Source organism: Hyunsoonleella aestuarii (genome assembly GCF_006148925.1).
Lineage (GTDB): Bacteria > Bacteroidota > Bacteroidia > Flavobacteriales > Flavobacteriaceae > Algibacter_D > Algibacter_D aestuarii.
This window is the reverse complement of the sequence record NZ_VAWB01000001.1, coordinates 79809-96978: the sequence shown is the minus strand read 5'-3', so window position 1 is coordinate 96978 and position 17170 is coordinate 79809. Positions and strand designations below refer to the sequence as shown.

At 34.8% G+C, this 17170-nt stretch carries 14 protein-coding genes and 5 tRNA genes; 17 read left to right on the top strand and 2 right to left on the bottom strand.

The window, feature by feature from the left end:
- Positions 1–106 precede the first annotated feature (106 nt).
- The 17 genes from FEF17_RS00505 (at position 107) to FEF17_RS00425 (ending at position 15076) form a co-directional block, all read left to right on the top strand.
- The gene (locus tag FEF17_RS00505) at positions 107–997 is read left to right on the top strand and encodes a tyrosine-type recombinase/integrase (protein ID WP_139002101.1); all 891 of its coding nucleotides are present in this window, start codon (positions 107–109) and stop codon (positions 995–997) included.
- Between the two features lie 35 nt (positions 998–1032).
- Positions 1033–1335, top strand: a complete 303-nt coding sequence (hpf, locus tag FEF17_RS00500) for a ribosome hibernation-promoting factor, HPF/YfiA family (protein WP_139000411.1) — start codon at positions 1033–1035, stop codon at positions 1333–1335.
- Positions 1336–1435: 100 nt separating this feature from the next.
- Positions 1436–1509: transfer RNA gene (locus FEF17_RS00495), tRNA-Thr, on the top strand.
- A 35-nt stretch (positions 1510–1544) separates the two neighbouring features.
- Positions 1545–1626: transfer RNA gene (locus FEF17_RS00490), tRNA-Tyr, on the top strand.
- Positions 1627–1644: 18 nt separating this feature from the next.
- Positions 1645–1717, top strand: a tRNA-Gly gene (locus FEF17_RS00485).
- Positions 1718–1802: 85 nt separating this feature from the next.
- Positions 1803–1874, top strand: a tRNA-Thr gene (locus FEF17_RS00480).
- Between the two features lie 68 nt (positions 1875–1942).
- Complete coding sequence (tuf, locus tag FEF17_RS00475) at positions 1943–3130, top strand: elongation factor Tu (RefSeq protein ID WP_139000410.1); 1188 nt, start codon at positions 1943–1945, stop codon at positions 3128–3130.
- A gap of 70 nt (positions 3131–3200) precedes the next feature.
- Positions 3201–3273: transfer RNA gene (locus FEF17_RS00470), tRNA-Trp, on the top strand.
- An 80-nt stretch (positions 3274–3353) separates the two neighbouring features.
- A complete protein-coding gene (gene secE, locus FEF17_RS00465; RefSeq protein WP_139000409.1) occupies positions 3354–3551 on the top strand; it encodes a preprotein translocase subunit SecE in 198 nt (65 codons plus the stop codon).
- A gap of 10 nt (positions 3552–3561) precedes the next feature.
- On the top strand, positions 3562–4116 hold the full coding sequence (nusG, locus tag FEF17_RS00460) for a transcription termination/antitermination protein NusG (RefSeq protein ID WP_072402023.1): 555 nt from the start codon (positions 3562–3564) through the stop codon (positions 4114–4116).
- A gap of 78 nt (positions 4117–4194) precedes the next feature.
- Entirely contained in the window at positions 4195–4632 is a 438-nt protein-coding gene (gene rplK, locus FEF17_RS00455; RefSeq protein WP_139000408.1) for a 50S ribosomal protein L11, read from the top strand.
- Positions 4633–4652: 20 nt separating this feature from the next.
- Positions 4653–5342, top strand: coding sequence for a 50S ribosomal protein L1 (rplA, locus tag FEF17_RS00450; RefSeq protein WP_139000407.1), 690 nt, complete (start codon positions 4653–4655; stop codon positions 5340–5342).
- Between the two features lie 19 nt (positions 5343–5361).
- Entirely contained in the window at positions 5362–5883 is a 522-nt protein-coding gene (rplJ, locus tag FEF17_RS00445; RefSeq protein WP_139000406.1) for a 50S ribosomal protein L10, read from the top strand.
- A gap of 65 nt (positions 5884–5948) precedes the next feature.
- Positions 5949–6326, top strand: a complete 378-nt coding sequence (rplL, locus tag FEF17_RS00440) for a 50S ribosomal protein L7/L12 (RefSeq protein ID WP_139000405.1) — start codon at positions 5949–5951, stop codon at positions 6324–6326.
- 196 nt (positions 6327–6522) lie between these two features.
- Positions 6523–10335: a DNA-directed RNA polymerase subunit beta gene (gene rpoB, locus FEF17_RS00435; protein WP_139002100.1), complete on the top strand. Its 3813-nt coding sequence runs from the start codon at positions 6523–6525 to the stop codon at positions 10333–10335.
- 32 nt (positions 10336–10367) lie between these two features.
- Positions 10368–14669 carry a DNA-directed RNA polymerase subunit beta' gene (rpoC, locus tag FEF17_RS00430; RefSeq protein ID WP_139000404.1) on the top strand — a complete coding sequence of 1434 codons (4302 nt, stop codon included), beginning with the start codon at positions 10368–10370 and terminating at the stop codon, positions 14667–14669.
- Between the two features lie 89 nt (positions 14670–14758).
- On the top strand, positions 14759–15076 hold the full coding sequence (locus FEF17_RS00425) for a DUF3467 domain-containing protein (RefSeq protein ID WP_139000403.1): 318 nt from the start codon (positions 14759–14761) through the stop codon (positions 15074–15076).
- Positions 15077–15156: 80 nt separating this feature from the next.
- Here the strand turns inward: FEF17_RS00425 and FEF17_RS00420 are convergent, their stop codons facing one another.
- Both FEF17_RS00420 and FEF17_RS00415 read right to left on the bottom strand, forming a co-directional pair.
- Positions 15157–15393 (bottom strand): (4Fe-4S)-binding protein, encoded by a 237-nt coding sequence (locus FEF17_RS00420; protein WP_139000402.1) that lies wholly within the window; start codon positions 15391–15393, stop codon positions 15157–15159.
- 118 nt (positions 15394–15511) lie between these two features.
- Entirely contained in the window at positions 15512–17101 is a 1590-nt protein-coding gene (locus FEF17_RS00415) for a peptide chain release factor 3 (protein WP_139000401.1), read from the bottom strand.
- Between the last annotated feature and the right edge of the window lie 69 nt (positions 17102–17170).

The window sequence follows — 17170 nt, the reverse complement described above, 5'->3', positions numbered from 1 at the left end:
TAGATTCCCACTTAGGTGGGAATTTTTTTTGCATTCAAATCAAATAAAAGATTGTATTTTTAAACAAAAAGAATATAAACGTTTAATAAATCCATCTTATTCAAGTTTGTCGCTCCAGCCATTTACAGATTATCTATTATTAGAAAAGAATTATTCTACATTAACTATTAACGCTTATGAGAATGATTTAAAAGGGTTTTCGTCTTTTTTGGAAGATGAATATGAGACAAAAGATATTAATCAAGTTAATTATTCACAGATTAGAAGCTGGATAGTTTTTTTAGTAGAAAAAGAATTATCGAATAGAAGTATTAATAGAAAAATATCTTCTCTTAATACTTACTATAAATTTCTTTTAAAAACTGGAGATATTGCATTGAATCCGTTAGCAAAGCATAAAGCTTTAAAAACAAGTAAGAAAGTTCAAGTCCCTTTTTCAGAACAAGAAATTAAAACGGTGTTAGATGATCTGGAATTTGATAATAGTTTTGAAGGGGCCAGAGACAGATCGATAATAGAATTATTTTATTCTACTGGAATTCGCCGTATTGAATTGGTCGATTTAAAATTAACGAGTGTCAACTTTCAAAATAAAACGTTAAAAGTACTGGGTAAAAGAAATAAGGAACGAATAGTGCCGTTACTAGAGTCTACAGTAAAATCGATGCAGACCTATTTAAAGTTTAGAGCGGAGTTGAGTAATGTCGAAGATTCGAGTTTTTTATTCCTGACTAAAAAAGGAATTAAAATTTACGAAACTCTTGTTTACAGAATAATAAATGATTATTTTAGTAAAGCATCTTCAAAAGTTAAAAAGAGTCCACATATTTTAAGGCACTCTTTTGCTACACATTTGCTAAACCAAGGTGCCGATTTAAATGCTGTAAAGGAACTACTAGGACATTCAAGTTTAGCTGCTACACAAGTTTACACCCATAATAGTATTGCTGAACTTAAAAAGGTGCATGTAAATGCACATCCAAGAAGTAAAAAATAGTATTGAGAATTATTGTCTAACCAAAAAGTAAAAGTATGAAAGTAAACACGCAGTCAGTTAATTTTAATGCTGACCAAAAACTCTTAGATTTTATTCAAAAACGTATGGATAAATTAGATATGTTCTACGATAAGGTCATAAAATCTGATGTTTATTTAAAAGTTGAAAATACGAGTGATAAAGAGAATAAGGTTTTTGAGGCACGAGTAAGTGTTCCAGGAGATAGTTTGGTTGTAAAAAAACAATGTAAAAGCTTTGAAGAAGGCGCAGATATGGCAGTTTCTTCGCTTGAAAGGCAGCTTAAAAAGAGAAAAGAAAAATTAAGATCATATTTATAGTAAAATTTTTCAAAAAATGTTTTGAATAAAAAAATAAATATATACATTTGCAGTCCGTTAGAAATAGCGGGCTTTTTTTATGCAAAAAAAGTGAATAAAAGCCGATGTAGCTCAGCTGGCTAGAGCAGCTGATTTGTAATCAGCAGGTCGTGGGTTCGAGTCCCTCCATCGGCTCAAGTTCTTTTAAAAAACTGGAATATATTTTTATTGGGGAGATACTCAAGCGGCCAACGAGGACAGACTGTAAATCTGTTGTTTTTAACTTCGCAGGTTCGAATCCTGCTCTCCCCACAAGATAAGATTAAAATTGCGGGAGTAGCTCAGTTGGTAGAGCGTCAGCCTTCCAAGCTGAATGTCGCCGGTTCGAACCCGGTCTCCCGCTCTAAAATTCCTGCGAAGGCAGGAATCTCTTCTTTCAATAATATGCGAACTTTGTTTGTAGAAAGAATAGGAATTAAACACTTTACGCCGGTGTAGCTCAGGGGTAGAGCGTTTCCTTGGTAAGGAAGAGGTCACGGGTTCAAATCCCGTCATTGGCTCTATTTTGAGACAAAAATTAGAATACACTAATATTATTATATAACTAAGATTAAATTATTAAAAAAACATGGCAAAGGCAACTTTCGATCGTTCAAAACCACACTTAAATATAGGTACAATTGGACACGTAGATCACGGTAAAACAACTTTAACTGCTGCTATTACTAAAGTATTAGCTGATGCAGGTTTATCAGAAGCAAAAGATTTCGATCAAATCGATAACGCTCCTGAAGAGAAAGAGAGAGGTATTACAATTAATACATCTCACGTAGAGTATCAAACTCAGAATCGTCATTACGCTCACGTTGACTGTCCAGGTCACGCCGATTACGTAAAGAATATGGTTACTGGTGCTGCTCAAATGGATGGTGCAATTTTAGTTGTTGCTGCAACTGATGGTCCTATGCCACAAACTCGTGAGCATATCTTATTAGGGCGTCAAGTAGGTATTCCTCGTATCGTTGTTTTCTTAAACAAAGTTGATATGGTTGATGATGAAGAGCTTTTAGAACTTGTTGATATGGAGGTTAGAGATTTATTAAACTTCTATGAATACGATGGTGATAACGGACCTGTAATTTCTGGTTCTGCTTTAGGTGCTCTTAACGGTGAGCAAAAATGGGTAGATACTGTAATGGAATTAATGGAAGCATGCGATACATGGATTGAAGAACCAGTTCGTGATATGGATAAGCCATTCTTAATGCCAATAGAAGATGTATTTTCTATTACGGGTCGTGGTACTGTTGCTACTGGTCGTATTGAGACAGGTGTTGCAAACACCGGAGATCCTGTAGAGATTATTGGTATGGGAGCTGAGAAATTAACTTCTACTATTACAGGTATTGAAATGTTCCGTCAAATATTAGATAGAGGTGAAGCTGGAGATAATGCTGGTATCTTATTAAGAGGTATTGAGAAAACTCAAATCTCAAGAGGTATGGTTATCACTAAGCCAGGTTCTGTAACACCGCATGCTAAGTTTAAAGCTGAGGTTTATATCCTTAAGAAAGAAGAAGGTGGACGTCACACGCCTTTCCACAACAACTACCGTCCACAGTTCTACGTTCGTACAACTGACGTAACAGGAAACATTGCGCTTCCTTCAGGAGTTGAAATGGTTATGCCTGGAGATAACTTAACTATTACTGTTGAGTTGATTCAACCAATTGCAATGAACGTAGGTTTACGTTTCGCTATCCGTGAAGGAGGTAGAACAGTTGGTGCTGGTCAGGTAACTGAGATTTTAGACTAAACAATAGTTTAATATAAATATAGACTCAAGGTATTACGCTTTTTAGCGTAATGCCTTTTGACTTATATTTACGGGTTTAGCTCAGTTGGTAGAGCACTGGTCTCCAAAACCAGGTGTCGGGAGTTCGAGTCTCTCAACCCGTGCTAAAAATGTGAGACTAGAAGTTTCTCAAAGTGTGTACACTGAGCATTAAGATTAAGTGTAGATAATAAAATATAATTAAATGGCAGGATTTGTAAATTACGTAAAAGAATCTTTTGGAGAGTTAAAAAACAATGTGACTTGGACCCCGTGGGCAGAAGCGCAACGTTTAACGGTTTTGGTTGCCGTGTTTTCAATTATTTTTTCTCTTGCTATTTGGGGAGTGGATACAGTTTTTAGCAAAATTATAGCACTTTACTTCGATTGGATTAACGGTTAAAAAGAAATTTATGTCAGAAGTAAGTGAAAAAAAGTGGTATGTAGTTAGGGCTGTAAGTGGTCAAGAAAATAAGATTAAAACTTACATCGAAAATGAAATAGCTCGTTTAGGTTTGCAGGATTATGTTGATCAAGTTCTAGTTCCAACCGAGCGTGTTATACAGATTAGAAATGGAAAGAAAATACACAAAGAAAAGGTATTTTTTCCAGGCTATATAATGGTTCAAGCGAATTTAACTGGTGAAGTTCCTCATATAATTAGATCTGTCACCAATGTAATTGGATTTTTAGGAGAAACAAAAGGAGGAGATCCTGTGCCGTTAAGACAGTCTGAAGTAAACAGAATGTTAGGTAAGGTAGATGAATTGTCTGTAGAAGAAAGCGCTAATGTAGCTATTCCTTTTACAAAAGGAGAAACAGTAAAAGTAATAGATGGACCATTTAATGGATTTGATGGAACTATCGAAAAAATAAATGAAGAAAAGCGTAAACTTGAAGTTATGGTCAAGATTTTCGGAAGAAAAACACCGCTAGAATTAAGTTATATGCAAGTTGAAAAAGTATAATAATTGTTACACTATATAAATGGTACGTTGCTTTAGCTTCCAACTAATTAAGAAACGTATCGAACTAAATTATTAAAAATGGCAAAAGAATTAGGTAAAGTAGTTAAGTTACAAGTTCGGGGAGGTGCTGCGAATCCATCGCCACCGGTTGGACCCGCTTTAGGTGCTGCTGGAGTTAACATTATGGAGTTCTGTAAGCAATTTAATGCTAGAACTCAAGATAAACAAGGTAAAGTGTTGCCTGTTGTTATCTCTGTTTACAAAGACAAGTCATTTGACTTTGTAATCAAGACTCCTCCAGCTGCAGTACAATTATTAGAAGCGGCCAAAGTAAAGAAGGGTTCTGGAGAACCAAACCGAAAAAAAGTAGCTAAAGTATCTTGGGATCAGATTAAAACTATTGCAGAAGACAAAATGGTAGATTTAAATGCATTTACTACTGAGTCTGCTATGAAAATGGTTGCTGGTACGGCAAGATCGATGGGAATCACTGTAATAGGGAAATTCCCTTCTTAATCTATTAAAGACATTATAAAATGGCAAGATTAACAAAAAAGCAAAAAGAAGCTTTAGCGAAAATAGAAAAAGGAAAACTTTATTCTGTTGATGAAGCATCAGCATTGATTAAAGATATTACCAATACTAAATTTGACTCTTCGGTTGATTTAGCGGTGCGTTTAGGAGTAGATCCACGTAAAGCTAATCAAATGGTAAGAGGTGTGGTTTCATTACCACACGGTACTGGTAAAGACATGAAAGTATTAGCATTAGTAACACCAGACAAAGAAGCAGAAGCTAAAGAAGCTGGTGCAGATTACGTTGGTTTAGACGAGTACCTTGAAAAAATTAAAGGTGGTTGGACAGATGTTGACGTTATTGTTACTATGCCAAGTGTTATGGGTAAATTAGGTCCATTAGGACGTGTATTAGGCCCTCGTGGTTTAATGCCAAACCCAAAAACTGGTACAGTAACTATGGATGTTGCTAAAGCAGTTAGTGAAGTGAAAGCTGGTAAAATCGATTTTAAAGTTGACAAAACTGGTATTGTTCACGCTGCTATAGGAAAAGCATCCTTTAGTGCTGATAAAATTGCAGGTAATGCAAATGAATTATTACAAACATTAATTAAATTAAAACCGACAACCGCTAAAGGTGTTTATGTAAAAAGCATATTTATGTCTTCTACAATGAGCCCAAGTTTAGCCATTGATCCTAAGATTGGTTAATTAAGTTAAAACTTTTATTATGACAAGAGAAGAAAAATCACAAGTAATTGAGGACTTAACTGCAGAATTAGCCAATAACGCAAATATCTATTTAACAGATATTTCAGGATTAAATGCAGGTACAACCTCAGATTTACGTCGTGCATGTCACAAAGCAAACGTAAGATTAGCAGTTGTTAAAAATACATTATTAGAGAAAGCTATGGAAGCTTCAGACAGAGAGTTTGGAAGCCTTCCAGAAGTTTTAAAAGGTAATACTTCGGTAATGTATTCAGAAACTGGTAATGTTCCAGCCAAAGTTATTAAAGCCTTCAGAAAGAAATCAGAAAAACCTTTACTAAAAGGTGCTTTCATTGAAGAGACTGTTTACATTGGCGACGAGCAATTAGACATGTTAGTAGATATCAAATCTAAAGAAGAATTGATAGGAGATATTGTTGGATTATTACAGTCTCCTGCTAAAAATGTTATTTCTGCACTTAAATCAAGTGGAGGGACATTAGCTGGTATTATTAAAACACTATCTGAAAAAGAAGGATAGAATTAAAAAGTACGCACTTTATTACAATTATATTAAAATTAAAAAATTATTAAAAACGATAGAAAATGGCAGATTTAAAAGATTTCGCAGAACAATTAGTTAACTTAACAGTAAAAGAAGTAAACGAGTTAGCTACTATATTAAAAGATGAGTATGGTATCGAGCCTGCTGCTGCAGCTGTAGCTGTTGCTGCTGGAGGTGCTGCTGCTGGTGGAGAAGAAGCAGAAGCTCAAACTGAATTTGATGTTATTTTAAAAGCAGCTGGTGGTTCTAAATTAGCAGTTGTAAAATTAGTTAAAGAATTAACTGGTTTAGGATTAAAAGAAGCTAAAGGTTTAGTTGACGAAGCACCAAGTGCTATCAAAGAAGCAGTATCTAAAGACGAAGCAGAAGCTTTAAAAGCATCTTTAGAAGAAGCTGGAGCTGAGGTTGAGCTTAAGTAAGCTTAATTACCGCAACAATACAAAGGTTTAGGTTTATCACGCTATAAAGGCGTGATAACACCTAGACCATTTTGCGTATATAATCATATACTCAAATAAATCGAATGAATAACCTTTTTAAGTAGGTTTAATTAAGGTTGTTTTACTAGTGTTTAAGGCACTTTCAAATATTTTTTAATCAAAATTCCGTCCATTGATGTTATCAACACAAGCCGAAAGATTAAATTTCTCTTCTATTGTAAATAGAACCGAATATCCAGATTTCTTAGATATTCAGATTAAATCCTTCCAGGATTTTTTCCAATTAGAAACAAAATCTGAAGAAAGAGGAGATGAAGGTCTTTATAATACCTTCATGGAAAATTTCCCTATTACAGATTCTCGTAATCAATTTGTTTTAGAATTTTTAGATTACTTCGTAGATCCCCCAAGATATGCTATAGATGAATGTATAGAACGAGGACTTACATACAGTGTTCCATTAAAAGCAAGGTTAAAGTTATATTGTACAGATCCTGAACATGAAGATTTTGAAACCATTGTTCAAGATGTGTATTTAGGAACTATTCCTTACATGACACCAAGTGGCACTTTTGTTATCAACGGTGCAGAGCGCGTAGTTGTGTCTCAGTTACACCGTTCACCGGGTGTTTTCTTCGGTCAATCATTCCACGCCAATGGTACTAAATTATATTCTGCCAGAGTAATTCCTTTCAAAGGTTCTTGGATTGAATTTGCCACGGATATTAATCAGGTAATGTATGCATACATTGATAGAAAGAAAAAGTTACCTGTTACTACTTTATTTAGAGCAATAGGTTTTGAGCGTGATAAAGATATCTTAGAGATTTTTGATTTAGCTGAAGAGGTTAAAGTTTCAAAATCGGGATTAAAGAAATATTTAGGAAGAAAATTAGCTGCTCGTGTTTTAAATACATGGCATGAGGATTTTGTTGATGAGGATACTGGAGAGGTTGTTTCTATCGAGCGTAACGAAATCGTGCTTGATCGTGATACCATTCTTGATAAAGAAAACATAGAAGAAATTCTTGAAGCTGGTGTTAAAACAATTCTTTTACATAAAGAAAGTGCAGAACAAGGTGATTATGCAATTATTCACAACACTCTTCAAAAAGATCCAACGAACTCTGAAAAAGAGGCTGTTGAGCATATCTATAGACAACTACGTAATGCAGAACCGCCAGATGAGGAAACTGCACGTGGTATTATAGATAAATTATTCTTCTCAGACCAACGTTACTCTCTTGGAGAAGTAGGTCGATATAGAATGAACAAAAAATTAGGTCTTGATATTGGTATGGATAAGCAGGTGCTTACCAAAGAAGATATCATTACTATTATAAAATATTTAATCGAGCTTATTAACTCTAAAGCAGAGATTGATGATATTGATCACTTATCTAATCGTCGTGTACGTACAGTAGGTGAACAGTTATCATCTCAATTTGGTGTTGGATTAGCACGTATGGCACGTACTATTCGTGAGCGTATGAACGTTCGAGACAACGAGGTGTTTACGCCAATAGATTTAATTAATGCGAAAACATTATCGTCGGTAATTAATTCATTCTTTGGAACAAACCAGTTATCTCAGTTTATGGATCAAACAAATCCATTAGCAGAGATTACTCATAAACGTCGTTTATCAGCGTTAGGACCAGGTGGTCTTTCTCGCGAAAGAGCAGGTTTTGAGGTTCGTGATGTTCACTATACTCATTATGGTCGTTTATGTCCAATTGAAACACCAGAGGGACCAAATATTGGTTTAATATCTTCACTTTCAGTATTTGCCAAAGTGAATTCTATGGGATTCATTGAAACACCTTACAGAAAAGTTGAAGATGGAGTTGTAGATATTAAAAATGCACCAACTTATTTAAGTGCAGAAGAGGAGGAAGAAAAATTAATTGCTCAAGCTACAGTAGAAGTTGATGGTGATGGTAAAATTCTTCATGATAAGGTAATTGCTCGTATGGAAGGTGACTTCCCTGTAATTGATCCTAAAGGATTACATTATACAGACGTTGCACCAAACCAAATTTCATCAATATCTGCATCATTAATTCCATTCTTGGAGCATGATGATGCAAACAGAGCCTTGATGGGATCTAACATGATGCGTCAAGCAGTTCCATTATTATTACCTCAAGCACCAATAGTCGGTACAGGTTTAGAGCGTCAAGTAGCGTCAGATTCAAGAGTCTTAATTAATGCGGAAGGCGATGGAGAAGTGCTTTATGTTGATGCTAATGAAATTAAAATCAAATATGCCCGTACTGAAGATGAGGCTAAAGTAAGTTTTGATAGTGATATTAAAACGTATGAATTAGTTAAATTTAGAAAAACAAACCAGGGAACATCTATCAACCTTAAACCAATTGTTGTTAAAGGAGATAAAGTAACCAAAGGTCAGGTTTTATGTGAGGGTTATGCAACTCAAAAAGGAGAATTAGCTCTTGGTAGAAATATGAAAGTGGCATTTATGCCATGGAAAGGGTATAACTTTGAGGATGCTATTGTAATTTCTGAAAAAGTTGTTCGTGAAGATATTTTCACATCAATTCACATCGACGAGTATTCTCTCGAAGTGAGAGATACTAAATTAGGTAATGAAGAATTAACTAATGATATTCCTAACGTTTCTGAAGAAGCTACAAAAGATTTAGATGAAAACGGAATGATCCGCGTCGGTGCTGAAGTTAAGCCTGGAGATATTTTAATTGGAAAAATTACACCAAAAGGTGAAAGTGATCCAACACCAGAAGAAAAACTTTTACGCGCTATCTTTGGTGATAAAGCAGGTGATGTAAAAGATGCATCTTTAAAAGCTTCTCCTTCATTGAATGGTGTAGTAATTGAGAAAAAATTATTTGCTAGAGCAGTAAAAGATAAGCGTAAGAGAGCACAAGATAAAGATGATATTTTACAATTAGAGGGTATATATGATGCTAAGTTTGATGCGTTAAAAGATACTTTAATTGAAAAATTATTTGCTATTGTAAACGGTAAAACGGCTCAAGGTATTTTTAATGATTTAGGTGAAGAAGTATTACCAAAAGGTAAAAAGTTCACTCTTAAAATGTTGAACGCTGTTGATGATTATGCGCATTTAGTGTCTGGTAAATGGACAACAGATGACCACACAAATAAATTAGTTGCAGACTTAATTCACAACTATAAAATTAAGGAGAACGATTTACAAGGGTCATTGCGTCGTGAGAAGTTTACTATTTCTGTTGGTGACGAGTTACCAGCTGGAATTATCAAGTTAGCTAAGGTTTATATTGCTAAGAAGCGTAAACTTAAAGTAGGTGATAAAATGGCGGGTCGTCACGGTAACAAAGGTATTGTTGCTCGTATTGTTCGTCAAGAAGATATGCCGTTCTTAGAAGATGGAACTCCTGTTGATATCGTATTGAATCCACTTGGTGTACCATCTCGTATGAATATTGGTCAGATTTATGAAACTGTTCTTGGCTGGGCAGGTCAAAAATTAGGACGTACTTATGCGACGCCGATTTTTGACGGTGCTAATATCGATCAGATTAACACCTTAACTGATGAAGCAGGTATTCCAAGATACGGGCATACTTATTTATACGATGGAGGAACTGGTCAGCGCTTCGATCAGCCAGCAACAGTTGGTGTAATCTACATGTTGAAATTAGGACACATGGTAGATGATAAAATGCACGCACGTTCAATAGGGCCTTACTCATTAATTACGCAACAACCTTTAGGTGGTAAAGCACAGTTTGGTGGACAGCGTTTTGGTGAGATGGAAGTTTGGGCACTTGAGGCTTATGGAGCATCAAGTACCTTACGTGAGATCTTAACTGTAAAATCTGATGATGTTATTGGAAGAGCTAAAACTTACGAAAGTATAGTTAAAGGCGAACCAATGCCAGATCCAGGTTTACCAGAATCTTTCAACGTATTAATGCACGAATTGAAAGGTTTAGGGCTAGACATCAGATTAGAGGAGTAGTTAATTAATTAAATTCATTTCAACCATATATTATGGCAAGAAAACAAGATAAAAATGCAGTTAAGAGATTTAATAAAATCTCCATTGGTTTAGCATCACCAGAGTCTATTTTAGCAGAGTCTAGAGGTGAAGTTTTAAAACCAGAAACTATTAATTATCGAACACACAAACCAGAACGTGATGGTTTGTTCTGTGAGCGTATTTTTGGTCCTGTAAAGGATTACGAGTGTGCTTGTGGTAAGTATAAAAGAATTCGTTACAAGGGTATTGTTTGTGACCGTTGTGGTGTTGAAGTAACTGAAAAGAAAGTACGTCGTGATAGGGTAGGGCACATCAACTTGGTGGTACCTGTAGCACATATCTGGTATTTCCGTTCGTTACCAAACAAAATTGGTTATTTATTAGGATTACCATCTAAGAAATTAGATATGATTATTTACTACGAACGTTATGTAGTAATTCAACCTGGTAATGCTAAAAATGAAGAAGGTGAGCCATTACAAAAGATGGATTTCTTAACAGAAGAAGAATACCTAAACATTTTAGAATCACTTCCGCAGGAGAATCAATATTTAGACGATTCAGATCCTGAAAAGTTTTTAGCTAAGATGGGAGCTGAGTGTTTAATTGAGCTTTTAGCAAGAATTGATTTAGAATCTTTATCATACGAGTTACGCCATAAAGCAAACACTGAAACGTCTAAACAACGTAAAACCGAGGCTTTAAAACGTTTACAAGTTGTTGAAGCATTGCGTGAATCTAATAATAACAGAGAGAATCGTCCGGAGTGGATGATTATGAAAGTTATTCCAATCATTCCGCCAGAATTACGTCCATTGGTACCACTAGATGGTGGTCGTTTTGCAACGTCTGATTTAAATGATTTATATCGTCGTGTAATTATTCGTAACAACCGTCTTAAAAGATTGGTTGAAATCAAGGCTCCAGAAGTAATTTTACGTAATGAAAAACGTATGTTACAAGAGTCTGTGGATTCTTTATTCGATAACACACGTAAGTCATCAGCTGTAAAAACAGATTCTAACAGACCATTAAAATCATTATCTGATTCACTTAAAGGTAAGCAAGGGCGTTTTCGTCAAAACTTACTTGGTAAGCGTGTTGATTATTCTGCGCGTTCTGTGATTGTTGTTGGTCCAGAATTAAAATTATTCGAATGTGGACTGCCTAAAAATATGGCAGCTGAGTTATACAAGCCTTTCGTCATTAGAAAATTAATTGAAAGGGGTATTGTTAAAACAGTAAAATCTGCAAAGAAAATTATAGATAAAAGAGAGCCAGTGGTTTGGGATATCTTGGAAAATGTTCTTAAAGGACATCCAGTATTACTAAACCGTGCGCCTACATTACATAGATTGGGTATACAAGCTTTTCAACCAAAATTAATTGAAGGTAAAGCTATCCAATTACACCCATTAGTGTGTACCGCATTTAATGCCGATTTCGATGGTGACCAAATGGCAGTGCATTTACCGCTTGGACCAGAAGCTATTTTGGAATGTCAATTATTAATGTTGGCATCTCATAATATCTTAAATCCAGCAAATGGATCACCAGTAACGGTTCCTTCTCAAGATATGGTTCTTGGTCTTTATTATATGACTAAGTTGCGTAAGTCTACTCTAGAAGTGCCAATTCTAGGTGAAGGTTTAACATTCTATTCTCCAGAAGAAGTTGAAATTGCTTTCAATGAGAATAGAGTTGATTTGAATGCAGGTATAAAAGTAAGAACTATTGATATAAATGATGATGGTAAATTAGATAGAATGATTGTAGAAACCACAGTTGGTCGTGTACTGTTTAATCAACATGTACCTCAAGCTGCAGGATTTATCAATCAAGTATTAACCAAGAAATCTTTAAGAGATATTATTGGTGATATTCTTAAAGTAACATCTGTTCCAGAAACGGCAGATTTCCTAGATGCAATTAGAACATTAGGATTCAAGTTTGCATTTCAAGGAGGGTTATCGTTTAGTTTAGGTGATATTATCATACCACCAGAAAAACAGGGTATGATTGATAAAGCGAATGGTTTAGTTGATGGTATTACCGGAAACTATAACATGGGACTTATTACTAATAATGAGCGTTATAACCAAGTTATTGATATCTGGACATCTACTAATGCAGAGTTGACAGAATTGTCAATGAAGCGAATTCGTGAAGACCAACAAGGATTTAACTCGGTGTTTATGATGCTTGATTCTGGAGCTCGTGGATCTAAAGAACAGATTCGTCAACTTACAGGTATGCGTGGATTAATGGCGAAACCTAAAAAATCTAACGCAGGTGGTGGAGAGATTATTGAGAATCCAATTCTTTCTAACTTTAAAGAAGGTCTTTCAATTTTAGAATACTTTATCTCTACTCACGGTGCTCGTAAAGGTTTAGCAGATACCGCTCTTAAAACTGCAGATGCGGGTTACTTAACACGTCGTTTAGTTGATGTGTCTCAAGATGTAATAATCAACTCTGTTGATTGTGGTACATTAAGAGGTGTTGAAGTTGAGCCGTTAAAGAAAAACGATGAAGTTGTTGAAAAGTTAGAAGAAAGAATCGTGGGACGTACATCTTTAAATGATGTTTATAACCCATTAACAGATGAGCTTCTTGTTGCTGCCGGACAATTAATTGAAGATGATATTGCGAAATCTATAGAAGATTCTCCAATTGAAAGTGTCGAAGTGCGTTCTGCATTAACTTGTGAAGCTTTGCAAGGTATTTGTGCTAAATGTTACGGTCGTAATTTAGCGACAGGTAAAATGGTTCAACGTGGTGAAGCTGTTGGTGTTGTAGCCGCACAATCTATTGGAGAACCTGGAACACAGTTAACACTTCGTACATTCCACGTAGGTGGTATTGCAGGTAACATTTCAGAAGAAAATAAATTAGCTGTTAAGTTTGATGGTATTGCAGAGATTGAAGATCTAAAAACCGTTAAAGGACAAGATAGCGAAGGCAATGATGTTGATATTGTTATCTCACGAACTTCTGAGCTTAAATTAACAGATAAGAAAACAGGTATAGTTTTAAGTACAAATAATATTCCTTATGGTTCTAGTATTTTTGTTAAGAATGGTCAAGAACTTAAGAAAGGAGATGTTGTTTGTCAATGGGATCCATATAATGGTGTAATTATTTCAGAATTTGCTGGTAAAGTTAGATATGAAAATATTGAGCAAGGAGTTACTTATCAGGTTGAAATAGATGAGCAAACTGGATTCCAAGAAAAGGTTATTTCAGAATCAAGAAATAAGAAACTAATTCCAACACTTCATATCGAAGATGGAAAAGGGGAAACAATGCGTTCGTACAACCTACCTGTAGGAGCTCATTTAATGATTGACGATGGCGATAAGATTAGTGTTGGAAAAATACTAGTTAAGATTCCTCGTAAATCTGCAAAAGCAGGTGATATTACTGGTGGTCTTCCTCGTGTAACAGAATTATTTGAAGCGCGTAATCCTTCTAATCCAGCTGTTGTTAGTGAGATTGATGGTGTGGTTTCATTTGGTAAAATAAAAAGAGGTAATCGTGAGATTATTGTTGAATCTAAGTTAGGTGAAGTTAAGAAGTATTTAGTAAAATTATCTAATCAAATTCTTGTTCAAGAAAATGATTACGTAAAAGCTGGTATGCCTTTATCTGATGGTTCAATTACTCCAAATGATATCTTAAATATTAAAGGACCTTCAGCTGTTCAGCAGTACTTGGTTAATGAAGTACAGGAAGTATATCGTTTACAAGGTGTGAAAATTAACGATAAGCACTTCGAGGTTGTTGTAAGACAAATGATGCGTAAGGTTAGAATCATTGATTCTGGTGATACCATTTTCTTAGAAGATCAATTAGCGCATAAAGCTGATTTCATAAAAGAGAATGATGAAATTTTCGGCATGAAAGTGATCGAAGTAGCTGGAGATTCAGAAAACCTTAAGGCAGGTCAAATTATTACACCACGTGAATTAAGAGATGAAAATTCTATTTTAAGAAGAGAAGATAAGCAACTTGTTGTTGCAAGAGACGCTAAACCAGCTACGGCAACTCCAATACTGCAAGGTATAACAAGAGCATCTCTACAAACAAAATCGTTTATCTCGGCAGCTTCCTTCCAAGAAACAACAAAAGTTCTTAATGAAGCGGCGGTTGCAGGTAAGGTAGATACGCTTGAAGGCTTAAAAGAGAATGTAATAGTTGGACATAGAATACCAGCTGGAACTGGTATGCGAAGCTATAACAACATTATTGTTGGCTCTAAAGAAGAGTTTGATGAAATGATGCAAGTTAAGCAAGAGTTGAATTATAATTAATAATTATTCCTGTTATCGCAGGTATTTATAAAACAAAAGCCTTCTTGTTATATTAACTAGAAGGCTTTTAATATTTAAAAATAAAAGTTATGGCGAACGAAAAGGATAAGCAAAAGCAAGGGCAAATTAATATTGAGTTGGATGAAAAAGTTGCTGAAGGAACATATTCTAACTTGGCAATTATCAATCATTCCGTATCAGAGTTTGTGGTAGATTTCGTGAACATCATGCCTGGTGTTCCAAAAAACAAAGTAAAATCTCGAATCATACTTACACCTCAGCACGCAAAACGTTTGCTAAAAGCACTGGGAGATAATATAACTCGTTTTGAAAATGCTCATGGTGAAATTAAAGATTATGAGCAACCACCAATTCCATTGAATTTTGGTCCAACTGGACAAGCCTAATTGTAATAATGCATAAAAATAAAAATTCCTTTGGAAATTAATTTCTAAAGGAATTTTTTAATCAACACTTATTATTGAACTTAACTAGCTTTTTTCTTATTGTTTAGGTGAAATTTTAATGCTCCAGAGGGACATCGTTTTACTTGGTTAATAATGCTTTCTGTTTTCGTTGCATTATCTAAATTAATCCAAGGAATTACAGTATTACTAAATACATCAGATAATTCTTTTGCACAAACTTCAGACAAAGTACATTGACATGGGTCGTATGTCACAGTAATATCATTATTACTAAATTCTTTGGCATTTATTTCCATGATTAGATCATTTTGGGGTTATGAATCTTGTATAAATCTAAAGACTAAAAAATCAGCTAGTTAAAAAAGTAGTTTAACAGGCTAATAATTTCGATAAATAGATTAACTACAGTTATTCTTAATTAAACTCAGATGTAAAATGGAATTTAATGCTAGGGTACTTTTGCTGTGTCATTTGTAACGAAAATGCAGAATCGGCTAAAAATACCAGTTGGTTTTGCTTGTCTTTGGCTAGAAAGCGTTGTTTAACCCTAACAAACTCTTTATATTCATCTGTTAATACTTCTTCTGGGTCTACCCAGCAAGCTTTAAAAACATTCAAATTCTCGTATGTACATTTTGCTCCGTATTCATGCTCTAATCTATACTGAATGACTTCATATTGCAGTGCTCCAACCGTTCCTATAATTTTTCGGCCATTCAATTCTAAAGTAAAAAGTTGTGCCACACCTTCATCCATTAATTGATCTATACCTTTATAAAGTTGCTTGGATTTTAAAGGATCTGCATTATTAATATATCTAAAGTGTTCTGGAGAGAAACTTGGAATTCCTCTATAATTTATTTGCTCACCCTCTGTTAAAGTGTCTCCAATTTTAAAATTGCCAGTATCGTGAAGTCCTACAATGTCTCCAGGGTAAGATATGTCTACAATTTGTTTTTTCTCTGCGAAAAAGGCATTTGGACTAGAGAATTTCATCTTTTTATTGTTACGAACATGCAGATAAGGTTTGTTTCTTTCAAAGGTTCCTGATACTATTTTAATGAAAGCCAATCGGTCTCTATGATTTGGATCCATATTAGCATGGATTTTAAAAACAAATCCAGTAAATTTGTTCTCATCAGGTTTAATGAGGCGCTCTTCACTTTCTTTTGGTCTTGGTTTTGGGGCAATTTCAACGAAACAGTCTAATAATTCCCTAACACCAAAATTATTTAAAGCTGAGCCAAAAAATACGGGTTGAAGGTTACCATTAAGGTAGTCATCTTTGTTAAATTCGGGATAAACACCTTCAACTAATTCCAAGTTGTCTCTTAATTCGTTAGCAGATTGCTCTCCAATTAGAGTGTCCAAGTCATCTGAACTTAAATCGGAAACGTGTATAGTTTCTTCGATATTTTTTCTACTATCTCCGCTAAATAAATTAATGTTCTTTTCCCAAATATTATAAATACCCTTAAAGTCATACCCCATACCAATAGGAAAACTTAAGGGTGTTACACTAAGTCCTAATTTCTGTTCTACTTCATCAAGCAAATCGAATGCATCTTTACCTTCTCTATCCAGCTTGTTTATAAAAACAATCATTGGAATTTTTCGCATTCTGCAAACTTCAACAAGTTTTTCTGTTTGTTCCTCAACCCCTTTTGCAACATCAATAACAACAATTACGCTATCTACTGCTGTTAGTGTTCTGAAAGTATCTTCTGCAAAATCTTTATGCCCAGGTGTATCTAAAATATTAACTTTTATTCCATTATATTCAAAAGCTAATACAGAGGTTGCAACCGAAATACCACGTTGGCGCTCAATTTCCATAAAATCACTGGTTGCACCCTTTTTTATTTTATTACTTTTTACAGCTCCAGCCTCTTGAATGGCACCACCAAAAAGTAGTAATTTCTCGGTTAGCGTTGTTTTACCTGCATCAGGATGAGAAATAATTCCAAAGGTCCGTCTACGCTGTATTTCTTTTAAAAAACTCATAAGTAATTGTGAAAATCGGTTGCAAAGATAATATTATTAACCTCAATAAAATAAATGTCTTTGAAGGTT

Excerpts from the sequence above, each read along its gene's own strand:
- hpf (WP_139000411.1), top strand. The coding sequence starts at position 1,033 with ATGAAAGTAAACACGCAGTCAGTTAATTTTAATGCTGACCAAAAACTC.
- tuf (WP_139000410.1), top strand. The coding sequence starts at position 1,943 with ATGGCAAAGGCAACTTTCGATCGTTCAAAACCACACTTAAATATAGGT.
- secE (WP_139000409.1), top strand. The coding sequence starts at position 3,354 with ATGGCAGGATTTGTAAATTACGTAAAAGAATCTTTTGGAGAGTTAAAA.
- nusG (WP_072402023.1), top strand. The coding sequence starts at position 3,562 with ATGTCAGAAGTAAGTGAAAAAAAGTGGTATGTAGTTAGGGCTGTAAGT.
- rplK (WP_139000408.1), top strand. The coding sequence starts at position 4,195 with ATGGCAAAAGAATTAGGTAAAGTAGTTAAGTTACAAGTTCGGGGAGGT.
- rplA (WP_139000407.1), top strand. The coding sequence starts at position 4,653 with ATGGCAAGATTAACAAAAAAGCAAAAAGAAGCTTTAGCGAAAATAGAA.
- rplJ (WP_139000406.1), top strand. The coding sequence starts at position 5,362 with ATGACAAGAGAAGAAAAATCACAAGTAATTGAGGACTTAACTGCAGAA.
- rplL (WP_139000405.1), top strand. The coding sequence starts at position 5,949 with ATGGCAGATTTAAAAGATTTCGCAGAACAATTAGTTAACTTAACAGTA.
- rpoB (WP_139002100.1), top strand. The coding sequence starts at position 6,523 with ATGTTATCAACACAAGCCGAAAGATTAAATTTCTCTTCTATTGTAAAT.
- rpoC (WP_139000404.1), top strand. The coding sequence starts at position 10,368 with ATGGCAAGAAAACAAGATAAAAATGCAGTTAAGAGATTTAATAAAATC.
- FEF17_RS00425 (WP_139000403.1), top strand. The coding sequence starts at position 14,759 with ATGGCGAACGAAAAGGATAAGCAAAAGCAAGGGCAAATTAATATTGAG.
- FEF17_RS00420 (WP_139000402.1), bottom strand. The coding sequence starts at position 15,393 with ATGGAAATAAATGCCAAAGAATTTAGTAATAATGATATTACTGTGACA.
- FEF17_RS00415 (WP_139000401.1), bottom strand. The coding sequence starts at position 17,101 with ATGAGTTTTTTAAAAGAAATACAGCGTAGACGGACCTTTGGAATTATT.